At 55.6% G+C, this 7,232-nt stretch carries 7 protein-coding genes; 6 read left to right on the forward strand and 1 reads right to left on the reverse strand.

What is annotated here, in order from left to right:
• Positions 1 to 317: 317 nt before the first annotated feature.
• Complete coding sequence (locus LL06_RS27405; RefSeq protein ID WP_152599682.1) at positions 318 to 686, reverse strand: hypothetical protein; 369 nt, start codon at positions 684 to 686, stop codon at positions 318 to 320.
• Between the two features lie 557 nt (positions 687 to 1,243).
• Here LL06_RS27405 and LL06_RS27410 point away from each other — a divergent pair.
• The 6 genes from LL06_RS27410 to LL06_RS19370 all read left to right on the forward strand — a co-directional run bounded on the left by LL06_RS27410 (position 1,244) and on the right by LL06_RS19370 (position 7,073).
• On the forward strand, positions 1,244 to 1,507 hold the full coding sequence (locus tag LL06_RS27410; RefSeq protein ID WP_152599683.1) for a hypothetical protein: 264 nt from the start codon (positions 1,244 to 1,246) through the stop codon (positions 1,505 to 1,507).
• Between the two features lie 308 nt (positions 1,508 to 1,815).
• Positions 1,816 to 3,330: a TolC family protein gene (locus tag LL06_RS19350; protein WP_052161734.1), complete on the forward strand. Its 1,515-nt coding sequence runs from the start codon at positions 1,816 to 1,818 to the stop codon at positions 3,328 to 3,330.
• Positions 3,331 to 3,351: 21 nt separating this feature from the next.
• Positions 3,352 to 4,719, forward strand: a complete 1,368-nt coding sequence (locus LL06_RS19355) for a copper oxidase (RefSeq protein WP_035530633.1) — start codon at positions 3,352 to 3,354, stop codon at positions 4,717 to 4,719.
• A 39-nt stretch (positions 4,720 to 4,758) separates the two neighbouring features.
• Complete coding sequence (locus tag LL06_RS19360) at positions 4,759 to 5,244, forward strand: cupredoxin family protein (RefSeq protein WP_035530634.1); 486 nt, start codon at positions 4,759 to 4,761, stop codon at positions 5,242 to 5,244.
• A 40-nt stretch (positions 5,245 to 5,284) separates the two neighbouring features.
• Complete coding sequence (locus tag LL06_RS19365; RefSeq protein WP_035530637.1) at positions 5,285 to 5,569, forward strand: copper-binding protein; 285 nt, start codon at positions 5,285 to 5,287, stop codon at positions 5,567 to 5,569.
• Between the two features lie 103 nt (positions 5,570 to 5,672).
• Complete coding sequence (locus LL06_RS19370; RefSeq protein ID WP_035530640.1) at positions 5,673 to 7,073, forward strand: multicopper oxidase family protein; 1,401 nt, start codon at positions 5,673 to 5,675, stop codon at positions 7,071 to 7,073.
• The last annotated feature ends 159 nt before the right edge of the window (positions 7,074 to 7,232 follow it).

The following is a 7,232-nucleotide window of genomic DNA, read 5'->3' on the forward strand; positions in this document are numbered from 1 at the left end:
GGTCAGCTACGACCGCACCGGAAATGACGGCTCACCGAGCTTCGCATCGCCGCAGGGTGGCGTTGACCACACAGCCACGGCCTTGATCGGCAGCGTGTCGGAAGACCAGATCGTTCATGACCGCGGCTTCATGGATGGCTCGCCGAGCTTCGAGTAAGCCGGTACCGGGGGGGGCGGGCGTACCGCAGCCCGCTCCCTAAAAAGGTTGGACCTGGACCGCAAAAAAAACAGACTTCGCACAAAACGAACAGGCTCACCGACCAGGCATCACAAAAATTGGTTTCACAAAACTGCAGGCTTACGCAATTCTGAATATTTCATGACATAGGTGTCTTGCAAATGGCTGCCCAAAGATCGCGCTTCCAGTCGACCCCTGCAGAATCTCTGTAATCGATATTATAATTGGTTCCACCAACTTTAATGATTGCAGGCGCACCGCACTTTATGCTTGCAGTATGTCTTGACCAGTCGATATACAAAATTTTCCGGTTTACGTTTTTCACCAAAATGGTAATCACTACATCAATATCAAAATCTCGATCTCGGGCAACATCATTGCTTAGAAGATTCAGACTGATCGATCTGTGCCCGTCAATACGCGCAGTGTGGAATATTTGATGCTCGGTCGCATTGGCAGGGAGCGTGAGATAAGAAAACACGATTGCTGGAAAGACAAACATACGCATTGCAACCTCCCTTGGATTACACGAAAAGACAATATTAGCACAATGGAACATGGGTAGCGAATCGTAGGGTAATTTCCAATTTTTACAGATGCTGTTTGGCGAAATCCACGCGGTGATTTTTAAAGAACTGAGCCAGTGAAATGTTCTTGGCTTCAGAGTCGGGACCCTAATTCAAAGTCTATGGTGCCCAATGTGCATCCGAGGGGATGGGTGGAGCTACATCACAGATCTTTTCTTACCCCACAAATGTGTGGGCCATGCCCGACACATACTGAATAAAGATCAGCGCAATAATTCATTGCACGGGCCTATCGTCGGTTTCTCGTTAGAGGGGGCTACCATTATCTGAATCAAGCCCTTGTGAATGATTTTGCTATTGTTTTGGCCTCAACGTTGTGGCAAACCTCCTTTTGATGAAGATACCGAATCTCCATAGATGCCGTGTCGTGCGCATGCTTTTGGTCTTGATGTTTGTTTTTACATCCATCGTCCCGGGGTCTCTGCATGCGTCCGCTATGGCTGAGGCTCAGACAGCCAGCGGCAGTGGACATCATGCAATGATGGGCCATCTGTCTGGTGACCAACCAACGGATACCCATCACCAATCCCGGGAAAAACCAGCGGAATTCGCGCAACAATCGATCCCCACGGCTCAAGGCACTGTCATCGACCGCTGCTGTCCTGCAAGCTGTTTCGTTGCCCTCTGTCATTTCGACGCCGTGGGGGTGGATCGATTCATTCCTGAGAGTTTCGAGATGGGGTTGACTCCTGAATTTGTGGTCGTGGTCATGGCATTGCCGGAGCGGCCGCCGCGAGCCTGAAGTGTGATCTGAGCCCTTTTGTGGCGTCGGGGCCGAGTATCATCGGTCAAATCCACTTCTTATCGCAGTAGGACAATCATGTTTCGTTTTCTCTTGGCGGCCGCCATGCCGCTGACCCTTGCTGGCTGTGCGTCGGCGAGTGGCCCTGCCGACGTTATGTCGGTGAGTTCGCCCGCAGATACCGGTGCAGGTATTCGTAATATCCATCATCACACGGTTCTGGATGGTTACACCCATCGAACTCCCGTGGAACCGAAGCCTTGGCGTCAACAAAACGACAGCCAGGCCCCTGGCGCGGGGGTGGGCTCATGAGCATCTCCCGCACTGCAATATCCTTCATTGTCGTGTCATCCGCAGGGTTGTTTCTGGCTGGTTGTGTCAGCGACCAGGAGCTCGCCGGATACTCGGCGAAAGAGGCCGGCTTTGGCGTCGTCGCAGCATCCGTTTCCATCGGCACCAGAGGCAAAGAGGCGGTTTGGCTTCAAAACAAGGATCAGGCAAAAGCGGTTTCCGAACGCGTCCACGGCCTGGTGCACAAGAAAACCATCAATGCCGACACCGCCGTTCAGGTAGCACTTCTGAACAACAAGGGCCTGCAGGCAGCCTATGCCGATATCGGCATGAACGCAGCAGAAGCCTGGCAGCAAAGCTTACCTGAAAACCCAAGGGTTTCGATCGGCCTCTTAGGAATAGGGGCGCCAGAGCTTGGGGCCTATCGCGCCATCGAAGGAATGATCGCGGCCAACATATTGTCGCTCGCAACCCGGAAGGCTCGCGTTGATATTGCCGACACGCGGTTCAGGCAATCCCAGATGCGGGCGGTCGACGCAACCTTGAAGGTTGCCAATGACACGCGCCGGGCCTGGGTCAATGCAGTTTCAGCATTTGAAACAGTTGCCTATCTCAATCAAGCCAAGGTCGCAGCCGACGCGGCTTCTGAACTTGCTCAGAAACTCGGTGAAAGCGGAGCGCTTGCAAAGGGCGGTCAGGCGCGAGAACACGCGTTTTATGCGGAGCTCACGGGGCAAATGGCCGAAGCCCGGTTGGCGTCACGGTTGGCCAAGGAGGAGCTCACACGGATTATGGGACTGTGGGGTAGCGAGGTTGATTACTATGTTCCCGACAAATTGCCGCGGCTACCGCGTGGAGTCATAAAGAAAAACGAAATTGAGCGGGAGGCGCTTGAGAACCGAGTCGATCTGCGCGTCGCAAAAATCGAGCTTGAGGCTGTTGCCAAAAGTTATGGCCTGACTGAAGCCACACGCTTTGTCACGGATCTGGAGATCATCTCGGGCTTTGAAATCGAACGCGAGATCGAGACCGAATACGAGATTGCCGGTGGCGAGCTGGAGGAAAGCAAGAGCCGCGAAACGGGGATCACGCCGCAGCTCGAACTGGAATTCGTTATCCCAATCTTCGACAGCGGCAAGGCCCGGCTGCGCAAGGCGGAACTCGCCTACATGCAGGCTGCCAATCAACTCGCGGAAAAGGCAGTCAACATTCGCTCCGAGGCGCGGTCTGCGCATACCGCCTACAATTCGACCCACGAGATCGCACGGCACTACCTCAATGCCGTCGTGCCCTTGCGCACCACCATCGAGGCAGAATCCCTGCTAACCTACAACGGCATGATCACCAACACGTTCGAACTCCTCGCCGATACGCGCGCCAAGATCGGAACCCTGATGTTGGCGATCAACGCCAAACGCGAGTTCTGGCTGGCAGATGTCAATCTGTCCGCGGCGATCTATGGCGGCGGAACCGGGGCAGGCAGCGCGGCTGCGGCACCATCCGTTGGCGATGCCGGCGGCGGCGGCCACTAACTTCCCGGAAAGGAAAAGACCATGATGAACAGACGTCAATTACTTGGTGCAAGTGCTGCCGGAGCGGCCCTTGTCTCCTCGACCGCCTGGTCGAAAACAACCAACATGGGACTGCCCGATGCGGCTCTCATGGAGAGCCCGCTGACCCAGGCCCCGCTGATGCCATCCACCGGACCGGACTACAATCCGGTTGTCACACTCAACGGCTGGACCTTGCCATTCCGGATGAACAATGGAGTGAAAGAGTTCCACCTTGTCGCCGAACCGGTGGAGCGTGAACTGGCAGACGGCATGACCGCCTATCTGTGGGGTTACAACGGCCAATCCACCGGCCCGACCATCGAAGCCGTGGAAGGCGACCGGGTCCGGATCTACGTTACCAACAAGCTGCCAGAGCACACAACTGTGCACTGGCACGGGCTGATCCTGCCATCCGGCATGGATGGCGTCGCTGGTTTGTCTCACCCGGCGATTCCATCCGGCAAGACCTACATCTACGAGTTCGATCTCGTGAAGTCGGGCACCTTCATGTACCACCCGCACGGCGACGAGATGGTGCAGATGGCGATGGGGATGATGGGATTCTTCATCGTTCATCCGAAGGATCCGGCGTTCATGCCGGTTGATCGCGATTTCCTGATCATGCTCAACGCCTTCGACATCGATCCCGGCTCCTATGTGCCGAAGATCATGACCATGGCGGACTTCAACCTGTGGACATGGAACAGCCGCATCTTCCCCGACATCGATCCGCTGGTTGTGTCGAGGAACGATCGCGTGCGCGTACGGGTAGGCAACCTGACCATGACCAACCACCCGATCCACATGCACGGCTATGATTTCGAGGTGACTTGCACCGATGGTGGCTGGGTGCGGCCTGAAGCCCGATGGCCGGAAGTGTCGATCGATATCCCGGTTGGGGCAATGCGGGCCTATGAGTTTAACGCCGAGCACCTGGGTGACTGGGCCATCCACTGTCACAAATCCCACCACACCATGAATGCCATGGGCCATGACGTGCCGACCTTCATAGGTGTCGACAAGTCCAAGGTCACCAGGAAGATCCGGATGGTGCAGCCCGAATACATGCCGATGGGTACCAACGGCATGGCTGACATGGCGGAAATGGCGATGGAGCTTCCGGCCAATACCATTCCAATGATGGCCGGCTGGGGCCCCTACGGCCCGCTTGAAATGGGCGGCATGTTCTCCGTCGTCAAGGTCCGTGAAGGCATCTCGGCTGACGATTACAGCGATCCCGGCTGGTACGAAAACCCGCCCGGAACCCAGGCCTATGAGTGGACCGGCGAGTTGCCGGAATTCGCCAAGGCAACCGATGCCGCAACAACCATCACCCCAGCGCCGGTGAAATCCGGCAGCAATGGCTAACCTCTTCGACCCGAAGTGTTCACGAAAGGGACAATACATATGAAAATTCTGTCAATCGCATCCACAGCTCTCCTGGCAATGACGGCGCTGGCAACCGCCGCAGGAACCCATTCAGGCGGGCATGACGACGGTATGATGGCTGTCGGCAAACCCGGGAAAGCAGCGCAGGTCGGCCGCACCATCGAAGTGATCATGAAGGAAACTGATGACGGAGAGATGCTGTTCGAACCTAAGGAAATCAAGGTTGAGAAGGGCGAGACAATCCGCTTCACCGTGATCAACAAGGGCGAATTGGAGCACGAGTTCGTGCTCGACAATCATGAAAATGTGATGACGCACAAAGCTGCGATGTCGAAGATGCCCGAGATGGAACATGACGATCCCAATTCCGTACGTCTCGACTCTGGCATGGACGGCGAAGTGATCTGGACTTTCTCGAATGCAGGTCCGTTTGAGTTCGCATGCCTGATCCCCGGTCATTACGAATCCGGCATGAAGGGCGACATCACCGTCGCCGGCCACTGATCCAACGAACCGTTTCCGACACAGAAAAAAGGTAAGACAAATGCGAAAACTTACAACACTCATGATTGCTGCCATGATTGCCGTTACCGGCAGCGCTGCAGCTTTTGCAACCGAATACACCAAAGGCACCGTCAAGAAGGTCGACATGAAGGCCGGCAAGGTCACCATCATTCATGAGGAACTGACCAATCTCGATATGCCTGCCATGACCATGGTGTTTCGCACCGCCGACCCGGCTATGCTGGAGAAAATGAAGGAAGGCGACGCAATCGAATTCGTCGCCGACCGGGTGAAGGGCAAACTGACCGTCGTTGAGCTGAAATAACGGCCAAAAAGTAAGTTGCGGGGAGTTGGCGCTTCCCGCAACTCCTTATCTGCGGTCGTGCTGTTAACAACCATGTTCGGTCAATTGGGATAGAAGATCTCATATGAAAATCTCCCGTCGTCGCTTGCTAGCCGGTTTCTCTTGCGGTGTTTTGACCTCTCAGCTGCCGAACCTGTCACTCGCGGAGTCTCAGGATGGTATGTTTGATCTCGTTGCCGGACCATCCAGGCAGCGGCTTTACCTGCCCGATGCGCCTTCGTCGGATCTGTGGACCTACAACGGATCCGCGCCTGGGCCGGAAATCCGGGTGAAAAAGGGTGGGCGCGTCCAGGTACGCTTTACCAACAAGCTGGAAGAGCCGACATCGGTCCACTGGCATGGAATTCGCATCGACAACTCGATGGATGGCGTTTCCGGGCTGACTCAGAAACCGGTCGAGCCCGGCGATTCATTTTTGTATGACTTTGTTACGCCCGATGCAGGCACCTTCTGGTACCACGCCCATAACAAAAGCTGGAACCAGGTCGCGCGCGGCCTTTATGGACCACTTATTGTTGATGAGGTTGAGCCCGTTTTCGAGCGTTCAAACGACATTACGCTTGTTCTTGATGATTGGCGGCTGGCGGGCGAAGGTGTGCTGGACGTTGCGAGCCTTGGATCGATGATGGAATGGGCGCATGGTGGGCGGCTGGGCAACTGGCTGACCGTGAACGGCCGGAGCCGTCCGGTGACTGACATTGTCCGCGGCCAGACCTATCGCCTCCGGCTCATCAATGCGGCCAATGCACGTGTCTTCGAAATTGATCCAAACCGTTTCGGCGCAACCCTCATCGGCTTTGATGGCCAATCATTCACCGAGCCTGCCAAGCTTGATTATGCGCCACTCATGCTGGGGCCAGCCCAGCGCGTGGATTTGATGGTCGTGGCCAAAAGCGATTTCACCATTGAGGAAGTCTCGGGGGACACGCCTTACCCTATCGCGGGGTTCTCGGTCAGTGATTCTGAGACCACGGAAGCGTCGAGATCCGACATAAAGCTGCAGCCCAATGTTCTGCCCTCAGCTGACCTCGCCAAGGCCCGACGCATCCGCCTGCAAATGACAGGCGGTGCGATGGGAGGCATGATTGACATCATCTACAAGGGAAAAAAGCTTCAGGGAGATGATTTCCGCACCGCAAGACAGGCCTGGGCCTTTAACGGAGTGGCCAATCTCGCCGAGGAACCGTTTTTCGAGGCCCGGCAGGGCGAAACCATTCTTATTGAAACCGTAAACCGGACCGCCTGGGTTCATGCCATGCATGTCCATGGTCATCATTTCCAGATTCTCAACAGATCCGGATCTGATGTCGATGAGGGCAAACCATGGCGGGATACGTTTCTGATCGGGCCAGATCAGACGACTGAGATAGCATTCGTGGCAGACAATCCCGGCAAATGGCTGTTCCATTGTCATATGCTCGAACATGCGGCGGCCGGCATGAACACTTGGTTTCAGGTAACCTGATCCGAAATCCGCCGTTTCGGAGAAGGCAGTGCCGTTGGTCTTTGTCTTCTTCGCTTGCCGCTGGTTCAATCACACGTTGGCGAGATGGACGAAGATCCGCTTCAACAACGAACTAGAGCAGATTCGACTTACTCCGGGTCATATCCGGCCGCCTCGAAA

The organism is Hoeflea sp. BAL378, from assembly GCF_000759435.1.
Lineage (GTDB): Bacteria > Pseudomonadota > Alphaproteobacteria > Rhizobiales > Rhizobiaceae > Hoeflea.

Excerpts from the sequence above, each read along its gene's own strand:
- LL06_RS27405 (WP_152599682.1), bottom strand. The coding sequence starts at position 686 with ATGCGTATGTTTGTCTTTCCAGCAATCGTGTTTTCTTATCTCACGCTC.
- LL06_RS27410 (WP_152599683.1), top strand. The coding sequence starts at position 1,244 with ATGATGGGCCATCTGTCTGGTGACCAACCAACGGATACCCATCACCAA.
- LL06_RS19350 (WP_052161734.1), top strand. The coding sequence starts at position 1,816 with ATGAGCATCTCCCGCACTGCAATATCCTTCATTGTCGTGTCATCCGCA.
- LL06_RS19355 (WP_035530633.1), top strand. The coding sequence starts at position 3,352 with ATGATGAACAGACGTCAATTACTTGGTGCAAGTGCTGCCGGAGCGGCC.
- LL06_RS19360 (WP_035530634.1), top strand. The coding sequence starts at position 4,759 with ATGAAAATTCTGTCAATCGCATCCACAGCTCTCCTGGCAATGACGGCG.
- LL06_RS19365 (WP_035530637.1), top strand. The coding sequence starts at position 5,285 with ATGCGAAAACTTACAACACTCATGATTGCTGCCATGATTGCCGTTACC.
- LL06_RS19370 (WP_035530640.1), top strand. The coding sequence starts at position 5,673 with ATGAAAATCTCCCGTCGTCGCTTGCTAGCCGGTTTCTCTTGCGGTGTT.